This window comes from Caulobacter sp. 17J80-11 (assembly GCF_014349105.1).
Classification (GTDB): Bacteria; Pseudomonadota; Alphaproteobacteria; order Caulobacterales; family Caulobacteraceae; genus 17J80-11.
Genome location: NZ_JACSJI010000007.1, coordinates 108,507 through 125,057 on the forward strand (window position 1 = coordinate 108,507; position 16,551 = coordinate 125,057).

The following is a 16,551-nucleotide window of genomic DNA, read 5'->3' on the forward strand; positions in this document are numbered from 1 at the left end:
GCCTCAGCGCGGGGAGGGGTGGCGCGGCTGGTAGATGCCGATCCGCTCGCCCGGCGCGACCTCGACGCCGATCGCCACGCCCCAGTCGGCCTCGCGCGCCGGGCTGTAGGCGATCCCCTTGGCGTCCAGGGTCGCCATGACCGCCGCGAGATCGTCGCACATGAAGTAGAGCTCGGCGTGCGGCGTCTCTTCCGTCGGGTGCACGCCCATCTCGGCCGGCGGCAGCTTGAAGATCAGCCAGCCGCCGCCGACGTCGATCGCCGACACCTCCAGCACGTCGCGAAAGAAGGCGCGCACCTGGTCGGCGGCGCGGCTGTAGAGCATGGCGTGAACGCCGCTGATCATCGCTGAACTCCCTGTCCCCGGCGCCACTGTGTCGTGAATTCACACGCGGGCGAAGGCCTGTGCGCGCCGCCCCGCTTGCCATTTCACGTCACGCGCTTGCCACAATCCCCGCACGCTTCTAATCCGGGGCGCACAGTTCAGCCGGGTACCCCCATGCAGCACATCCTCGAGGAACTCGAACGCCGCCGCGCCCAGGCCCGTCTGGGCGGGGGCGAGAAGCGGATCGCCAGCCAGCACGCCAAGGGCAAGCTGACCGCGCGCGAACGCATCGAGGTCCTGCTCGACGAAGGCTCCTTCGAGGAGACCGACATGTTCGTCGAGCACCGCTGCACCGATTTTGGCATGGAGAACCAGAAGATCCCCGGCGACGGCGTGGTCACCGGCCACGGCACCATCAACGGCCGGCTGGTCTATGTCTTCTCCAAGGACTTCACCGTCTTCGGCGGTTCGCTGTCGGGCGCGCACGCCAGCAAGATCGTCAAGCTGCAGAAGATGGCGCTGCAGAACGGCGCCCCGATCATCGGCGTGTTCGACGCCGGCGGCGCGCGCATCCAGGAGGGCGTGGAGAGCCTGGCCGGCTACGCCGACATCTTCCTGCAGAACACCCTGGCCTCGGGCGTCATCCCGCAGATCTCGGTGATCATGGGACCGTGCGCCGGCGGCGACGTCTATTCGCCGGCCATGACCGACTTCATCTTCATGGTGAAGGACACCTCCTACATGTACGTGACCGGCCCTGAGGTGGTGAAGACCGTCACCAACGAGGTCGTCACCCACGAGGACCTGGGCGGCGTGCGCGTGCACGCCCAGAAGTCGGGCGTGGCCGACGGCGCCTTCGACAACGACCTGGAGGCCCTGGCGCAGATCCGCCGGCTGATCGACTTCCTGCCGCTGTCGAACCGCGACCGGCCCGAGCCGCGCAAGACCTTCGACGATCCCATGCGGGACGAGGCCTCGCTGGACAGCCTGGTCCCGGCCAACCCGAACAAGCCCTACGACATGAAGGAGCTGATCCTGAAGGTCGTGGACGAGGCCGACTTCTTCGAGATCTCGCCGGACTACGCCAAGAACATCATCACCGGCTTCGGCCGCCTGGACGGCCAGACCGTGGGCGTGGTCGCCAACCAGCCGCAGGTGCTGGCCGGGGTTCTGGACATCGACAGCAGCCGTAAGGCCGCGCGCTTCGTGCGCTTCTGCGACGCCTTCGAGATCCCGCTGGTCACCTTCGTCGACGTGCCGGGCTTCATGCCGGGGACCAAGCAGGAGTACGGCGGCCTGATCAAGCACGGGGCCAAGCTGCTGTTCGCCTACGCCGAGGCCACCGTGCCGAAGCTGACCGTGATCACCCGCAAGGCCTACGGCGGCGCCTACGACGTGATGAGCTCCAAGCACCTGCGCGGCGACGTCAACTACGCCTGGCCGACCGCCGAGATCGCGGTGATGGGCGCCAAGGGGGCGGTGGAGATCATCTTCCGCGCCGAGGCCAAGGACCCCGAAGCCCTGGCCGCCCGCGAGGCGGAATACAAGCAGCGCTTCGCCAACCCGTTCGTGGCGGCCTCCCGCGGCTACATCGACGACGTGATCATGCCCCACGGCACGCGCCGTCGCCTGATCAAGGCGCTGAAGACGCTGAAGAACAAGCAGCTGTCGAATCCCTGGAAGAAGCACGACAACATTCCGCTGTGAGGCTTCTTGCCCTCTCCCCTTGCGGGAGAGGGAGGGACCCGCGCACCGGAGCGCCAGCGGAGGTCCGCGCGGGCGGGTGAGGGGTCGCGCCGCGCTCTGAGAGGTCGTGTGACCCCTCATCCTCCCACGCGGCCTGCGGCCACGTGGGCCCCTCCTTCTCCCGCAAGGGGAGAAGGATTTCACGAGCTTGAGCATTCGCCCACGTCGGTCCATCGTCCCCGTCCGATAGGGGAGTGAAGATGCGTGTATGCATTCCCGGACTGGCGTTGGCGACGTTCGCTTGCACAACGCAAGCGGCGGCGTCTGACCCGTTCGTCTGGGGCTTCCACAAGGACGCCCAGAACCACGGCTATCTCGGCTACGCCGTCGACGAGACCGACAACGAGCCCGTGTCGCTGACCTGCGTGCCGGGCAGCGGGCTGGTCCAGGTCCTCGTCTCCGTTCCCGGCTACCATCGGCCCGGCGCCGGCGACGGTCCCTGGCCGGAGCGGGTCGAGCTCTGGGCCGGAGCCGCCAGGGCCGACTACGCCGCCGAGGTCCGCTACGACGGCGAACTCACGGACGGCTTTTACGCCGTGCTGCGCGCCCGCACGTCCGACGCGGTGATGACCGCCTTCCGCGTGACCGGGGGCCTGTCGGGGCCGAGCGTCGGCAGCTTCCCGGCCCAGACCGCGCCGGAGCGGGATGCGATCAGGGCGTTCTTCAAGCATTGCGAGCCACGGGAGCGCCCCTGAGGGCGGCGCGCAGGTCCTACTGCACCGCCGCCGCGGCCGCGCGGCCGACCTGGCCGTCCTGGGCGGCGGTGGCGCCGCTGACGCCGATGGCGCCGATGGTCTTGCCGGCGAGCACGATCGGCACGCCGCCTTCCACCGCCACGATGGCGTCGATGTCCAGCGCGCCCAGCCGGCCGGCGGCGACGCCGTCGGCGAACACCTTGGTCTCGCGGCCGAAGCGGGCGGCGGAGCGGGCCTTCAGCTGGCTGACCTCGATGGAGCCGTAGCCGGCCCCGTCCATCTTCTGGAAGGCGACCAGCTCGCCCGACGGCTCGACCACGGCGAAGGACATCACCCAGCCGTTCTTGCGCGCCTCGGCCTCGGCGGCGGCCAGCACCTTGCGGGCTTGCTCCTGAAGGACCGGCGCGCCGTAGGGGTAGATCGTCGGGGGGGCCGGGGCCGCGGCCGGGGCGGCCGGCGAAGTCTGGGCCGAAGCGGCCGTGGCGAAGAGGGCCGCGCAGGCGGCGATGACGGCGAGACGCATCTGAATACCCCCGAATCTGAGGGCGCCAGCATCGGGCCGTTCCGGCGCGCCCGCAACGCCGCCGCCGCTCCCGGGGTTCGACGTCCAGGACCTTCGGCGGAGGGCGGGATGGCGGAGTACGACGCGATCGTGATCGGGGCGGGCCAGGCCGGTCCGTCGCTGGCGCTGCGGCTGGCGGCGACCGGTTGGCGGACGGCGATCATCGAACGGGCCCGGGTCGGCGGCACCTGCGTCAACGTCGGCTGCACGCCCACCAAGACCCTGATCGCCAGCGCCCGGGTGGCCTGGCAGGCGCGCGAGGCCGCGCGCTGGGGCGTGAACGTGGGCGAGCTCGCCGTCGACATGAAGAACGTCAAGCGGCGCATGGACGAGGTGGTGCTGGCCTTCCGTCGCGGGCTGGAGCACAGCCTGAGCGAGACCGAGAACTGCACCCTGATCCGCGGCCAGGCGCGCTTCACGGCGCCGGGCACGGTCAGCGTCGGCGACCAGACCCTGACCGCCCGGCAGATCTTCCTGAACGTCGGCGCGCGGCCGGCCCGTCCGCCGATCGAAGGCCTGGACGGCGTCGCCTTCCTGACCTCCAGCACCGTCCTGGGTCTCGACGAGGTTCCGGACCACCTGGTGATCATCGGCGGCAGCTATGTCGGACTGGAGTTCGCCCAGGCTCACCGGCGTCTCGGCGCGCAGGTGACGGTGGTCGAGGCCGACGCGCGGCTGCTGTCGCGCGAGGATCCGGAGGTCTGCGAGGCCATTCGCGGCGCGCTGCAGGCCGAGGGCGTGCGGGTGGTCACCGACGCCATGTGCGTAGCGGTCGAGCCGTGCGCGGCCGGGGTGCGGGTCCGCACCGGCCGGAGCGACGACGCGTCGGCGGTCGAGGGCTCGCACCTGCTGGTCGCGGCCGGGCGCACGCCCAACACCGGCGACCTGGGCCTGGAGGCCGCCGGGGTCGAGACCGACAAGCGCGGCTATGTCAGCGTCGACGAGCGGTTGCGCACGAGCGCCGAGGGCGTCTGGGCGCTGGGCGAATGCAACGGGCGGGGGGCCTTCACCCACACCGCCTACAACGACTTCGAGATCGTCGCGGGCGCCCTGCTGGACGGGGAGGACCGCAAGGTGACCGACCGCCTGCCGGCCTACGCGCTGTACACCGACCCGCCGCTTGGTCGGGTCGGCCTGACCGAGACGGAGGCGCGCGCCTCAGGCCGCAACGTAAAGGTCGGCGCGCGGCCCATGACCCGTGTCGCCCGCGCGCTGGAGAAAGGCGAGACCGAGGGCCTGATGAAGATCGTGGTCGACGCCGACAGCCAGGAGATCCTGGGTGCGGCCATCCTGGGCCCCGGCGGCGACGAGGCGATCCACGCGGTGATCGACGCCATGTACGCGAAGATGCCGTACCCGGCGCTGCGCCGAGCGGTGCACGTGCACCCGACGGTGGCCGAGCTGATCCCGACGCTGTTGGGGGAGCTCAAGTGACCCCTCTCCCGGGGGGAGAGGGAGGGGCCCAGCCGTAGGCTGGGAGGGTGAGGGGTTACGTGGCTAGCCGCCTTACCCTCATCCTTCCCACGCGCTGCGCGCGCGGGAGTCAGGCGAACTCTTCCCCACGCCCCAGCGGATCCGGCAGGCGTTCGCCCTCGGGCACGAAGTCCAACGACACCGAATTGATGCAGAACCGCAGCCCCGTCGGCGGCGGGCCGTCGTCGAAGACGTGGCCCTGGTGGCCGTCGCAGCGGGCGCAGCGGATCTCGGTGCGGACCATGCCGTAGCTGGTGTCCTGCACGAACTTCAGGTGGGTCTCGTCGTAGGGCGCGGTGAAGCTGGGCCAGCCGGTGCCGCTGTCGAACTTCTCGCCGCCGCGGAACAGCGGCAGGCCGCAAAGCCGGCAGGCGAACACGCCCTTGCGCTTCTCATCGAGGAAGGCCCCGCAGAACGGCGCCTCGGTGCCGTGGTGCAGCAGCACGCGCCGGGCCTCCGGGTCCAGCTTGGCGGCCAGCGCCTGCAGCTGCTCGGGCGAGGGCGGGGTCAGGTCGAAGTCCGACGTGTGGGCGTGGGCGCTCTCGAGCCGGGGGTCGGTCATGGTCGGGTCTCCGCTTTCGCCCCTCAACTGGCGTGCCCACGCGCGGTTTGCAAACCGGACGACGCGGGCGTAACGACGACGCCCCGCCACCCGAACCCGGAGCCTCCCCATGTCCGCCGTCGCCACCGTCCTTCTTCAGCAAGGCGCCGCCGACTGGGAGTTCGGCCCGGTGCTGCCGGTGCTGCGCTACTACCTGGGCCTGGAGATTCGCACGGCCACGCCGGACGGCCATGCGATCGAGACCATCGGCGGGCTGCGCGTGCAGGCCGACACCATCTTCGAGACCGCCAACATCGTCGACGCCGACATCGTCATGATCGTCGGATCGGACGTCTGGCAGCCGCAGGGCGACAGCGCCCTGGAGAAGCGCCTGAAGGCCCGCGCCGACGCCGGCCGGCCGATCGCGGCGATCTGCGCCGGCACCCTGCCGCTGGCCCGCGCCGGCGTGCTGGACGGCCGCCCGCACACCTCCAACGCCCTGGGCTTCCTGAAGGAGAACGCCGCCGAATACCACGGCGAGGCGCACTATCGCGACGTGGCCCACGCGGTCAGCGACGGGGTGATCGTCACCGCCCCGGGCTCGGCCCCGGCCAGCTTCGCCTGCGCGGTGGCCGCGGCGGTGAAGCCCGAGCGCGCCGCCGAAGTCGTCGCCTACTGGAACATGGCCCGCGGAGAGTTCGAGGCGCTGGGGACGGACCTGGAGAAGGTGTTCCGGGCGTAAGTCCAGGCGAGCGCTGTCCAAGGTTCGTCACCCTCGGGCTTGTCCCGAGGGCCCAGGGCGCAGCCGCAGAGCGCTGGCCGGGCGATCACATCGCCACGGTTCGTGCGAGCGGAACTCTGGGCCCTCGGGACAAGCCCGAGGGTGACGACTTCATTTCACCCGTCGACACATCCGGGACAAAGAAAAAGGGGCCGCGGTGCGACCCCTCATCCTCCCGCACGGACCTTCGCCCTGACGGGCTCCGGTGCGCGGGCTCCGTCCTTCTCCCTCAAGGGGAGAAGGATCAAAGCTCCTGCAGTCCCCTTACAGCGCCCCCGCCAGCCAGCTGCGCACCGCCGTCTCGTCGGCCGGGTCGCCGGTGTAGGCGAGGGACGGCGTGTAGGGCGTGTGCGAGGCGCGCGGGCGGTCCAGCCAGGCGCGGTCGCCGATGCTGAGGTTGGCGAAGCCGGACGGCAGGGGCGAAACCGCCTCGCCGACGAAGATGCTGTCGGCGCTGGTCACCGAGCCGGCGTGCACCACGCCCGGCAGACGGGTGAACAGGTCCATCATGTTCAGGCAGGCGCGCGCGCAGGCGGCGTCGGTCAGCACCACGACCTTGGCCTTCATCGGGTTGGCCGGGGTCTCGGCCACCGCCGCGCGGGCCTCGTTGCGCTTCAGCAGCGGCTGGCCCGAGGCCAGAGCCTGGTCGAACTCGGCCAGCAGGGCCTCCCAGCGGGCCCATTCCTTGTAGTACTTGCCGTCGGTCTTCAGGTTGGCCAGCACGCCCGCGTAGAAGGCGCGGTTGTCGACCGAGACCCGATAGGCGACGTCGCCGAACTGGGGCGTGTGGGCCAGCACGAAGTCGGGATCCCACAGCCAGTTGGCCACCCGGTAGCCGTGACGGCCCGGGCCGTCGCCGGCGCCGCGCATGTCGATCACCACCACCTTGGAGTTCTGGATCGCGGCGCGCTGCGCCTCCAGCTGGCCCAGGAAGGCCTCCCACGGCATGTCGTCGGCGAAGGAGGGCAGGTGGATCCAGTAGCCGTCGTTCCACTGCTCGACCGACAGGGCGCGCTCCGGCCGCGGCGTGGCCGCCTGGAAGGCCGCCTTCCGTTGAGCCTCGGCGGTGAAGCCGTAGGTCAGGGTGAAGGTCTTCTTGCGCCCGGCGACGTCGAAATCGCACTTTGCCGGCTTCGCGCCGGCGAACGGGTTGCCCCGATCCCACAGCAGGTAGGGCGCGGTGCGGGCGCGGTCAGCCTGCAGCTCGAGGTCGCCCTCCCAGCGGTCGAGCCGCTCACGGGCGATCGCCTCGGCCGGACGCTTGTCGCAGGAAATCAGCTTGGCCCCCACCGGCGGGGTCTTCGAGGCGCCGTCGGACCAGGCGACGATGTAGGCCCCGTCGCGCCAGGCGGTGGAGAAGCCCGGCCAGGCGCCCGCGAAGGCCGGATCCAGCGCGGGCAGGGTGCGCACCACGCGGATGTTGCCGTCCCGGAAGCCGCCGGCGTAGCCGTTCAGCGCGTAGTAGTAGCCGGAAGTGTCGTCGACCTTGTCCAGGTTGGCGCGGACCTGCTCGTAGCCGGTGTCGACCCAGCTGCGGAACGTGCCGCCGTCCTTCTCGACATAGGCGGCCGGGTGATCGGCCTTCAGCAGCTCGCGCATCTTGGCGAGGTCCTGACCCGCGGCGGCGCGCCAGTCCTGGGCTTGGGCGCCGGTGGCGACCGCCAGGGCGGCGGCGCAGGCGGCGAGGGCGAAGGCTTTCATCGGCGAACTCCGGAGTCGCGGCTTTAACGGTCAAGCTTATACCAGCGTTAGCGTAAACCAACCCTGTCGCGAATTGCCAAGGCTTGGCCGCGTGTCGCGAATTGCCAACCAACGCCGGTCGCCGTAAGCAGGCGCGCTTCGGTTTATTGGGTCCGCGACCGCCATGTTCTCGAAAATCCTGATCGCCAACCGTGGCGAGATCGCCGTTCGCATCATCAAGACGGCCCGCCGTCTCGGGATCAAAACCGTCGTGGTCTATTCCGAGGCCGACGCCGACTCGATGGCGGTGGAGATGGCCGACGAGGCCGTGTTCATCGGCCCGGCCCCGGCGGCGCAGTCCTACCTGCTGGCCGACAAGATCGTGGAGGCCGTGCGCCAGACCGGCGCCGAGGCGGTCCACCCGGGCTTCGGCTTCCTGTCCGAGAACGCCGCCTTCGCCCAGCGCCTGAAGGACGAGGGCATCGTCTTCATCGGGCCCAACCCGCACGCCATCGAGGCGATGGGCGACAAGATCACCTCGAAGAAGTTCGCCGCCGAGGCGGGCGTCTCGACCGTGCCGGGCTACATGGGCCTGATCGACAGCCCCGAACACGCCGTCGAGATCGCCGAGCAGATCGGCTATCCGGTGATGATCAAGGCCTCGGCCGGCGGCGGCGGCAAGGGCATCCGCGTCGCCTACTCCAAGGCCGAGATGGCCGAGAGCTTCGCCGCGGTGAAGGCCGAGGCCAAGAACGCCTTCGGCGACGACCGGGTGTTCCTGGAAAAGTTCATCGTCAATCCGCGCCACGTCGAGATCCAGGTGCTGGGCGACAAGCACGGCAACGTCGTGCACCTGTTCGAGCGCGAGTGCTCGATCCAGCGCCGTAACCAGAAGGTCATCGAAGAGGCGCCGTCGCCGCTGCTGGACGAGGCGACCCGCATGGCCATGGGCGCCCAGGCCGTCGCGCTGGCCAAGGCCGTCGGCTACGACTCGGCCGGCACGGTGGAGTTCGTCGCCGGCCAGGACCGCTCCTTCTACTTCCTGGAGATGAACACCCGCCTGCAGGTCGAGCATCCGGTCACCGAGCTGATCACCGGCCTCGACCTGGTCGAGCAGATGATCCGGGTGGCCGCCGGCGAGAAGCTGGCCTTCGGCCAGTCCGACCTGAAGATCAACGGCTGGGCCATGGAGAGCCGGATCTACGCCGAGGATCCGTACCGCAAGTTCCTGCCCTCGATCGGCCGGCTGTCGCGCTACGCCCCGCCGGCCGAAGGCCCGGCCGCGACCGGCGCCTACACCGTGCGCAACGATTCCGGCGTCCGCGAGGGCGACGAGATCTCGATGTACTACGACCCGATGATCGCCAAGCTCTGCACCTGGGCGCCGTCCCGGGAGGGCGCGATCGAGGGCATGGCCCACGCGCTCGAGGAATTCCACATCGAGGGCCCGGGCCACAACGTGCCGTTCCTGTCGGCGGTGATGGACCAGGACCGCTTCCGCTCGGGCGCGATCTCGACCGCCTACATCGCCGAGGAGTTCAAGGACGGCTTCCACGGCCTGGACGCCTCCGACTTCCAGCGCGACGTGATGACCGTCGCGGCCATGGCCATGCAGCGCCTGCAGGCCGAGCGCAGCGGCGCGCCGACCAGCCGGTCGGAATGGATCGTCTCGATCGACGGCCAAGTGCGCGGCGTGCGCGTGACCCACTCCAACGGCGGCCTCGACGTCGAGCTGCCGGAGGAAGGGCGAACCCTGCGCCTCGACCAGGTCGACTGGCGACCGGGCCAGCCGCTGTTCCGCGGCGTGCTGGGCGGTCGCAGCTTCGCCGCCGAAGTGAAGCCCGCCGCCGACGGCTACGTGGTGCGCCACCGCGCCGCCAAGGCCCGCGTGCGCGTGCTGGCCCCGAAGGTGGCCGAACTCTACGCCCGCCTGCCCGAGCGCCAGGCCGCCGACACCTCCAAGCTGGTGGTCTCGCCCATGCCGGGCCTGGTGGTCGCGCTGGAGGTCACGGCCGGCCAGGAGGTCAAGGAAGGCGAGACCGTCGCCATCATCGAAGCCATGAAGATGCAGAACATCATCAAGGCCGAACGCGACGGCGTGGTGAAGTCGGTCGGCCCCAAGGCGGGCGACAGCGTCGCCGCCGACGAGGTGCTGGTCGAGTTCGCCTGATCCCGATAGCGTCACGGCGAGCCGGAGGTTTTGTCGTGAAAGCCGCAGCCGCCCTCGTCGCATCAGCCCTGGCCGTGGCCGCCACGCCCGCCGCCGCGTGCAGCCTGGCCCAGCCGCGGGCGAGCGAAGGCTCGGTCGTGGCCGTCGGCGTGATCACCGATACCGAGGCCGCGCCCGCGACGCCGGAAGGCGAGGGCTCGACCCAGACCTTCAGCAGCCGGTTCACGGTGGAGAGCGTGCGCTTCGGCGCGCTCGACGCCGCCGGCGCGGTCGACGTCGCCTACACCGAATGGGAGCAGCCTCGGGCGCAGTGCGGCAACGGTCCGCCGCCTGTCGACGGGAGCCGCTACCTGGTCTTGCTGTCCAAGCCTGACCCGCAGGGGCGGCGAAGGGTCGAGTATTTCACCGAGCGTCTGGACTCGTCGGCCATCGCGTATCCGCGCTAACAGCGTCACCGGTTTACCGGCGGGGCGAACATCCCTAGCTTTCGCGCCGGTATCAGCGTGGGACGTCCATGACCGATCGGATCGACTGGAGCGAGCTGTTTTTCTCGGCCAACGGGCGTGTCGCGCGCACGCCGTTCCTGATCGCCGGCGTGCTGCTGCTGCTGCTCTTCACTCTCTATGAGTCGCTGGTGGCCGGCAGCTCGCTGCTGCACTGGATCACCGGCGTGCCGGTCTATTTGCTGCTGGGCTATGTCGCGACCTGCGTGCTGGCCAAGCGCTTCCACGACCGTGGCCGGTCGGGCTGGTGGGCGGCGCCGGTGCTGTTCGCCTACGCCCTGGTGCTGCCGTACCCGACCAACTTCTGGGACGTGCTGGGCATGATCCTGCTGGGCTGGGCCTTCGTGGAGTGCGCCCTGATGCCGAGCGAGCAGGGGGCCAACCGCTTCGGCCCCAGCCCGCGCCGCGCGCCGCAAGGCCCCGGCGGGGTGTGAACAAAGCTTAAGTTGCGACCGCCCGTCTTCGGGCCGAGGCTCCCTGGCGACACACAGGGAGGCCTCCGATGCTGAGCTTTCTGTTCGGGTTCAACGGGCGCCTGCGCCGGTCCCACTACTTCCTGGCCGCGCTGGCCGTCTGCGTGATCTCCAACCTGTTCGGCCTGGCCGCCATCAACGGCGACGCCGACGTGGTCCACGGCCTGCACAGCTGGTCCATGGTGTTCACGCCCAATCCGGTGGTGGCCGCCCTGGCCGCCCTGGTCGGAATCCTGGCCTTCTGGGCCAACATGGCGCTGGCGGCGAGGCGCTGGCACGACGTCGGCGCCAGCGGCTGGCTGGCCCTGCTGGCCCTGATCCCGGGCGCGAGCTTCGCGCTCTTCGTGCTGCTGTGCATCATTCCGGGTACGCACGGCCCGAACCGCTACGGCCCGGACCCGAAGGCCGACGGCGGCGCGCCCGTGGCGGCGTAAGCGCGCTAGAGCGCGGGCGCTTCCGCCTCGACCACCTCGCCGAACACCCGGCGGAAGCTCGCCTTCAGCGCTTCGTCGGCCTCGTCCAGCCCGACCGGGAGGCCCAGGTCGACCAGGCTGGTGACCCCGTGCTCAGTGATGCCGCACGGCACGATGCCGCCGAAGTGGGAGAGGTCGGGCTCGACGTTCAGCGCGATGCCGTGGAACGAGACCCAGCGGCGCAGCTTCACGCCGATGGCGGCGATCTTGTCCTCGCGGGTCGGGAAGCCCGGCGCCTTGCGCTCGACCCACACGCCGACCCGGCCCTCGCGGATCTGGCCCTCGACGTTGAATTCGCCGAGCGCCCCGATGATCCAGCGCTCCATCGCCTCGACAAAGCCGCGCACGTCGCGCTTGCGGGCCTTCAGGTCCAGCATCAGGTAGGCCACCCGCTGGCCGGGGCCGTGATAGGTGAACTGGCCGCCGCGGTCGGTCTTGAACACCGGAAAGCGCTCGGGCGTCAGCAGGTCGGCTTCCTTGGCGGTGACCCCGGCGGTGTAGAGCGGCGGATGCTCCAGCAGCCAGACCAGCTCGCCCGCCGTGCCCTCGGCGATCTCCGCCACCCGCTTCTCCATGAAGGCCACGGCGTCGGGGTAGGGGACATAGCCCTTCGAGACCGCCCAGCCGGCGGGCAGTCCGTCTTCGCGGGCGAAGGGCGGGGCGGAGATGTTTAACGCGTCGTCAAGCATGCCGATCCAATGTGGGAGCGTGATCCGCCGCGCAACAGGCGCCGGCGATTCCGGGGCGTATCGAAAAGCCGTGAGTCAGGTCGAAGCCGTCAACGTCGAAATTTCGGTGGTGCTGGGGCGCAGCTCGCTTCCCATGCAGCAACTGCTGCGCATGGGCCGCGGCGCGGTGATTCCGCTGGACGCCCGCGAGAACGACGAGGTGTGGATTCTGGCCAACAACCATCCGGTGGCGCGCGGCGAGATCCAGATCCAGGACGACAAGATCGCCATCACCGTCACCCGCGCGGCCGACGTCTACGACTACATGGCCGGGGCCAAGAACACCTAAGCGCCGGCGCACAGCGCCTTCAGCTCGTCCACCACCTTCGCCAGCTCCTTGCGCGTGAACGGTTTCAGCAGCAGCGGCCGCTCCAGGTCCTCGTCGCGCACGCCGTAGCTGCCGTAGCCGGTGGCGTAGGCGAACGGCTTGCCGCGCGCGGCCAGCAGCTCGGCGATGGGGTGGCTGCGCTGGCCGCCCAGGTTCACGTCCAGAAGGGCGGCGTCGAATCCGCCGGCGCCGGCGCGCTCCAGGCCTTCGTCCAGGGTCGGGACCGGGCCCACCACCTCGCAGCCGAGCGTGACCAGCAGCTCTTCGAGGAGCAGGGCCACAAGGGTTTCGTCTTCGACGACCAGGATGCGGAACGCGGGCTCGGACACGGTGCGCGGTCTCACCATCACCGTAGGAAGCCGGCGTTCTACGGCGATTCTGCGACAAGGCTTCGACGAGCCTTCACAAGGGCGGAATCAGTTGCTATTCCCCCGGCCTCCGACGCGTGCGGTCGTGGCGGAATTGGTAGACGCGCAGCGTTGAGGTCGCTGTGGGGCAACCCGTGGAAGTTCGAGTCTTCTCGACCGCACCAACTCTCTAAAAGAATAATCCGGGGACCACCCCGGCCAAGAGGAGGCTGAGATGAGCGACACCGCCGCCCAGCCCCTCGATCACGCGGCCGCGCTGGAAGAGCTGGCGCTCCGTGACGACTACGCGCTCAATCCGGAATACGTCGAGCTGGTGGTCGACGCCGCCGACCGCGGCGACGGCCTGCGCCTGCGCGAGCTGCTGGGCGCGCTGCACCCGGCCGACGTCGCCGACCTGATGGGCTTCCTGTCGTCGGAGCACCGGGCCGAAGTCGCGCCCTGGATCCCGCTGGACGAACTGGCCGAGATCCTGCCCGAACTGGACGACCGCATCCGCGAGGAAGTGCTCGACCTGCTGCCGCCGGGCGCCCTGGCCGAGGCGCTGCAGGAGCTCGACTCCGACGACGCCGCCGCCGTGGTCGAAGACCTGGAGGAGCACCAGCGCCGCGAAGTGCTGGCCGCCATGCCGGAGGGCGACCGGGCCGCGATCGAAAAGTCGCTGGCCTACGAGGAAGACACCGCCGGGCGTCTGATGCAGCGCGAGGTCATGGCCGCGCCGCAGTTCTGGAGCGTCGGCCAGACCATCGACCACGTGCGCAGCCACGACGAGGACCTGCCGGAGCTGTTCTTCGACATCTACGTCGTGGATCCCGCCTACAAGCCGGTGGGCGCTGTTCCGGTCAGCCGTCTTCTTCGTACGAAAAGAGACGTGAAGCTTTCCGAGATCATGGAGCCGGTGACCGAAATCGCCGTCGACGCCGATCAGGAAGAAGTCGCCTACGTCTTCGAAAAATACCACCTGATCTCGGCGCCGGTGATCGACGCGGGCGGGCGGCTGGTCGGCCAGCTGACCGTCGACGACGTCGTGAACATCATCCAGGAGGAGAACCGCGAGGACATCCTGGCCCTGGCCGGCGTGACCGACGCGGGCCGCGACGCCAAGGTGCTGGGCATCTCGCGCTCGCGCATTCCGTGGCTGGCGGTGAACCTGGCGACGGCCATGCTGGGCGCCTGGGTGATCTCGCTGTTCGAGGGCACCATTCAGAAGGTGGTCGCCCTGGCCGTGCTGATGCCGATCGTCTCGGCCATCGGCGGCAACGCCGGCACACAGTCGCTGACCGTCACCGTGCGCGCCCTGGCGACCCGCGAGCTGACCGCGGCCAACTCGATCCGCACCTTCGGGCGCGAGATCGCGGTCGGACTGCTGAACGGCCTGGCCCTGGCCCCGTTGATGGGGGTGGTGGCGGCCGTCTGGTCCGGCGACTACCGCATCGGCCTGGTGATCTGCGCCGCCATGGTGCTGAACCTGTTGATCGCCGCCTCGGTCGGCGTGCTGACGCCGCTGACCCTGTCGCGCCTGAAGTTCGACCCGGCCGTCTCCTCGGCCGTGTTCGTGACCGCCACGACCGACTTCTTCGGCTTCCTGATCTTCCTGGGCCTGGCGACCATCGTCCTGCTTTAGGACGCGGCCCTTCAGGCCGTCCTCCCCGTCGAGGGGAGGGTGAATTTCCTGTTCACGAAATTGTCGACCTCCCGTTCGCTGAACGCGTTCTAGAGTGGCCAGCGGCGCCGTTACGGCGGCGCGGGTCTTGCTCCTTCGCCTCCGGGGCGAGGACGCCCGTGCCGTTTTGGGTCAGGGGACCGACGACGACATGCGATCGCGTTTGAAGATCTCCCGCGCGGGGATCGAACTGATCGAGAGCTTCGAAGGCTTGCGTCGCAAGGCCGCGCGCCTGCCCGACGGCCGCTGGACGATCGGTTACGGACACACGCTTTCCGCCCGCGAGGGGGCGGAGGTCACGGCGGAGGACGCCGAGGCCCTGCTGCTGTTCGACCTGCTGCCGGTGGTCGAGGCCGTCAACGGCCTGGTCTTCGTCGAGCTCACCCAGAACCAGTTCGATGCGCTCAGCGCCTTCGCCTTCAACGTCGGCGTCGAGGCGTTCCGCAGCTCCGACGTGCTCAAGCGCGTCAACGAGGGCCGGCTCACCGAAGCCGCCTGCGCCTTCGACCTGTGGCGCAAGGCCGACATCGCCGGCGAGGAGATGGTGCTGGACGCCCTGATCCGCCGCCGCGCGGCCGAGAAGGCGCTGTTCCTGACCCCGGCCGACGGCGTGGTGCCGACACCGACCCCGCTGGTCCGCCCGGCCTACGACCCGGCCATGGCGCCCATGCTGCCGCAGCGCCGCCCGGCCCACATCGAAACCCCGCTGGAAGGCGAGGAGGCGGTCGTCCGCCGCGTCGGCCCGATCGACGAGCCCGAGCCCGAGCCCGCCGCCGTCGAGCCGGAACCGGCGCCTGTCGCCGAAGCGACGCCGGCCGAACACGCGCTTGAAGTCGCGGAAGAGGCCGAACCCGGCGCCGAGGCGCTGACGGCCGCCGCAGCGGGCGCCGGCGTCATCCCGGTCGCCGCCGAGCCTGTGGAGACGCAGGTCGAAGCCGCGCCGGTCGTCGAGGCGGAGCCCGCCGAGGTCGAGTTGGCCGTCCTCGAGGCCGCCGAGCCCGGCGCCGAGGCGCTGGAGCCGGAAGTCGCAGCCGCGCCGGTGGAACCGGCCGACGTCGTCGCCCCGCTGTGGAACGCCTTCGAGCAGCAGGTCGCCGCCGCCGAGGCGTCGGAGCCGGGCGCCGAGGCGATCGCGCCGGTGATCACCCCGGTGATGGCCGAGCCCGTCGTCGAAGCGGTCGCCGCCCAAGCCGAACCTGTCGCCCCCGAAGCGGCCTTCGAACCGGTCGTCGAACCGGCCGTGGTCGAACCGGTCGCCGCCGAGCCCGCGCCGGTCGCCCCGGAGCCGGTCCAGCCGGCCCCCGCGCCCGCCGTCGACACCACGCCCGGACCGGGCGCGCCGGCGCTCAACGTCGCCGCCGCCGCGGTGATGAGCGCGCGCCTGTTCTCGCCCTATGGCGGCGGCGCCGGCTTCGGCCCGCTGCCGCCGCGCGCCACCCTGACCGAGGTCGGGGCCGCTCCGGCGCCTGGACCGGTCGTCGAGCCGGTCGTGGAGCGCGCGCCCGAGCCCGTGGCCGCCGCCCCGGCGTTCGAGCCGGCGTTGGCGGAGGCCGCCCCGTCAAAATTTGAACCGCCGGCGCAGCCGGAGCCGGCGGTGACCACCCAGACCGGCTTCGAGGCCCAGGCCTTCAGCCTGACCCCGCCGCCCGAGCGGGAACCGACCTTCATGCCGCAGCCGGCCAGCGTCGTCTGGACGCAGCCTGAGACGGCGGCGGTCGACGAGACGCCGCTGTTCGAGGAGACCTGGGAAGAGGTCCGCCCGGCGCCGCGCATCATCCGCCACGAGCCGGTCGACACCGATCTGGGCGACGAGGAGGCCGGTCCCAGCGGGCCGTTCGTGCTGCTGGGCGTGATCGGCCTGTTCGCCTTCGGCGGCGCGGTGGCGGCCTTCATCAAGGCCAAGCAGCTGGCCTCGCCCGAGCCGGTGATCCTGGCCTGGACCCTGGCCCTGATCGCCTTCGGCTGCGTGACCATCTCGGTCTATTTCCTGCTGAAGCGGCTGGGCGGCGTTCACGACTGAAGCGGGGGAGTGGAGGGGCCGCGGCG

17 protein-coding genes and 1 tRNA gene are annotated in these 16,551 nt (G+C 70.5%); 12 read left to right on the forward strand and 6 right to left on the reverse strand.

The features are described from left to right. Positions 1–3 precede the first annotated feature (3 nt). Positions 4–345, reverse strand: coding sequence for a VOC family protein (locus H8B08_RS09450; RefSeq protein ID WP_187449941.1), 342 nt, complete (start codon positions 343–345; stop codon positions 4–6). A gap of 153 nt (positions 346–498) precedes the next feature. Here H8B08_RS09450 and H8B08_RS09455 point away from each other — a divergent pair, with 153 nt between their 5' ends. Then, the gene (locus tag H8B08_RS09455) at positions 499–2,031 is read left to right on the forward strand and encodes an acyl-CoA carboxylase subunit beta (protein ID WP_187449942.1); all 1,533 of its coding nucleotides are present in this window, start codon (positions 499–501) and stop codon (positions 2,029–2,031) included. Between the two features lie 266 nt (positions 2,032–2,297). Next, positions 2,298–2,765, forward strand: a complete 468-nt coding sequence (locus tag H8B08_RS09460) for a hypothetical protein (protein ID WP_187449943.1) — start codon at positions 2,298–2,300, stop codon at positions 2,763–2,765. 16 nt (positions 2,766–2,781) lie between these two features. Here the strand turns inward: H8B08_RS09460 and H8B08_RS09465 are convergent, their stop codons facing one another. After that, positions 2,782–3,288 carry a heme-binding protein gene (locus tag H8B08_RS09465; RefSeq protein WP_222934389.1) on the reverse strand — a complete coding sequence of 169 codons (507 nt, stop codon included), beginning with the start codon at positions 3,286–3,288 and terminating at the stop codon, positions 2,782–2,784. 108 nt (positions 3,289–3,396) lie between these two features. On the opposite strand from H8B08_RS09465, the gene H8B08_RS09470 reads away from it, so the two are divergent. After that, the gene (locus tag H8B08_RS09470; RefSeq protein ID WP_187449944.1) at positions 3,397–4,761 is read left to right on the forward strand and encodes an FAD-containing oxidoreductase; all 1,365 of its coding nucleotides are present in this window, start codon (positions 3,397–3,399) and stop codon (positions 4,759–4,761) included. A 109-nt stretch (positions 4,762–4,870) separates the two neighbouring features. On the opposite strand, the gene msrB is transcribed toward H8B08_RS09470, so the two are convergent. Then, positions 4,871–5,362, reverse strand: a complete 492-nt coding sequence (gene msrB / locus H8B08_RS09475) for a peptide-methionine (R)-S-oxide reductase MsrB (protein ID WP_187449945.1) — start codon at positions 5,360–5,362, stop codon at positions 4,871–4,873. Between the two features lie 109 nt (positions 5,363–5,471). On the opposite strand from msrB, the gene H8B08_RS09480 reads away from it, so the two are divergent. Continuing rightward, on the forward strand, positions 5,472–6,083 hold the full coding sequence (locus H8B08_RS09480; RefSeq protein WP_187449946.1) for a DJ-1/PfpI family protein: 612 nt from the start codon (positions 5,472–5,474) through the stop codon (positions 6,081–6,083). 303 nt (positions 6,084–6,386) lie between these two features. Here the strand turns inward: H8B08_RS09480 and H8B08_RS09485 are convergent, their stop codons facing one another. Continuing rightward, a complete protein-coding gene (locus H8B08_RS09485) occupies positions 6,387–7,823 on the reverse strand; it encodes a hypothetical protein (RefSeq protein ID WP_187449947.1) in 1,437 nt (478 codons plus the stop codon). A 163-nt stretch (positions 7,824–7,986) separates the two neighbouring features. Here H8B08_RS09485 and H8B08_RS09490 point away from each other — a divergent pair, with 163 nt between their 5' ends. The 4 genes from H8B08_RS09490 to H8B08_RS09505 all read left to right on the forward strand — a co-directional run bounded on the left by H8B08_RS09490 (position 7,987) and on the right by H8B08_RS09505 (position 11,382). After that, positions 7,987–9,972, forward strand: coding sequence for an acetyl/propionyl/methylcrotonyl-CoA carboxylase subunit alpha (locus tag H8B08_RS09490; RefSeq protein WP_187449948.1), 1,986 nt, complete (start codon positions 7,987–7,989; stop codon positions 9,970–9,972). 35 nt (positions 9,973–10,007) lie between these two features. Continuing rightward, positions 10,008–10,418, forward strand: a complete 411-nt coding sequence (locus H8B08_RS09495) for a hypothetical protein (protein ID WP_187449949.1) — start codon at positions 10,008–10,010, stop codon at positions 10,416–10,418. Positions 10,419–10,486: 68 nt separating this feature from the next. Next, entirely contained in the window at positions 10,487–10,909 is a 423-nt protein-coding gene (locus H8B08_RS09500) for a DUF805 domain-containing protein (RefSeq protein WP_187449950.1), read from the forward strand. A gap of 68 nt (positions 10,910–10,977) precedes the next feature. Continuing rightward, the gene (locus H8B08_RS09505; RefSeq protein WP_187449951.1) at positions 10,978–11,382 is read left to right on the forward strand and encodes a DUF805 domain-containing protein; all 405 of its coding nucleotides are present in this window, start codon (positions 10,978–10,980) and stop codon (positions 11,380–11,382) included. Positions 11,383–11,387: 5 nt separating this feature from the next. Here H8B08_RS09505 and lipB read toward each other — a convergent pair whose 3' ends face one another. After that, positions 11,388–12,110, reverse strand: coding sequence for a lipoyl(octanoyl) transferase LipB (lipB, locus tag H8B08_RS09510; RefSeq protein ID WP_187449952.1), 723 nt, complete (start codon positions 12,108–12,110; stop codon positions 11,388–11,390). A 70-nt stretch (positions 12,111–12,180) separates the two neighbouring features. Between lipB and H8B08_RS09515 the strand changes: the two genes are divergently transcribed. After that, positions 12,181–12,438 carry a FliM/FliN family flagellar motor switch protein gene (locus tag H8B08_RS09515; protein WP_370545450.1) on the forward strand — a complete coding sequence of 86 codons (258 nt, stop codon included), beginning with the start codon at positions 12,181–12,183 and terminating at the stop codon, positions 12,436–12,438. Here H8B08_RS09515 and H8B08_RS09520 read toward each other — a convergent pair. Further along, positions 12,435–12,806: a response regulator gene (locus H8B08_RS09520; RefSeq protein ID WP_370545451.1), complete on the reverse strand. Its 372-nt coding sequence runs from the start codon at positions 12,804–12,806 to the stop codon at positions 12,435–12,437. The two genes, H8B08_RS09515 and H8B08_RS09520, sit on opposite strands and share 4 nt — an antisense overlap. Positions 12,807–12,924: 118 nt before the next feature. Here H8B08_RS09520 and H8B08_RS09525 point away from each other — a divergent pair. From H8B08_RS09525 to H8B08_RS09535, 3 genes are all read left to right on the forward strand, one after another. Continuing rightward, a tRNA-Leu gene (locus tag H8B08_RS09525) sits at positions 12,925–13,009 on the forward strand. 50 nt (positions 13,010–13,059) lie between these two features. Further along, complete coding sequence (gene mgtE / locus H8B08_RS09530) at positions 13,060–14,466, forward strand: magnesium transporter (RefSeq protein ID WP_187449954.1); 1,407 nt, start codon at positions 13,060–13,062, stop codon at positions 14,464–14,466. Positions 14,467–14,656: 190 nt separating this feature from the next. Next, complete coding sequence (locus H8B08_RS09535) at positions 14,657–16,525, forward strand: lysozyme (RefSeq protein WP_187449955.1); 1,869 nt, start codon at positions 14,657–14,659, stop codon at positions 16,523–16,525. Positions 16,526–16,551 lie beyond the last annotated feature (26 nt).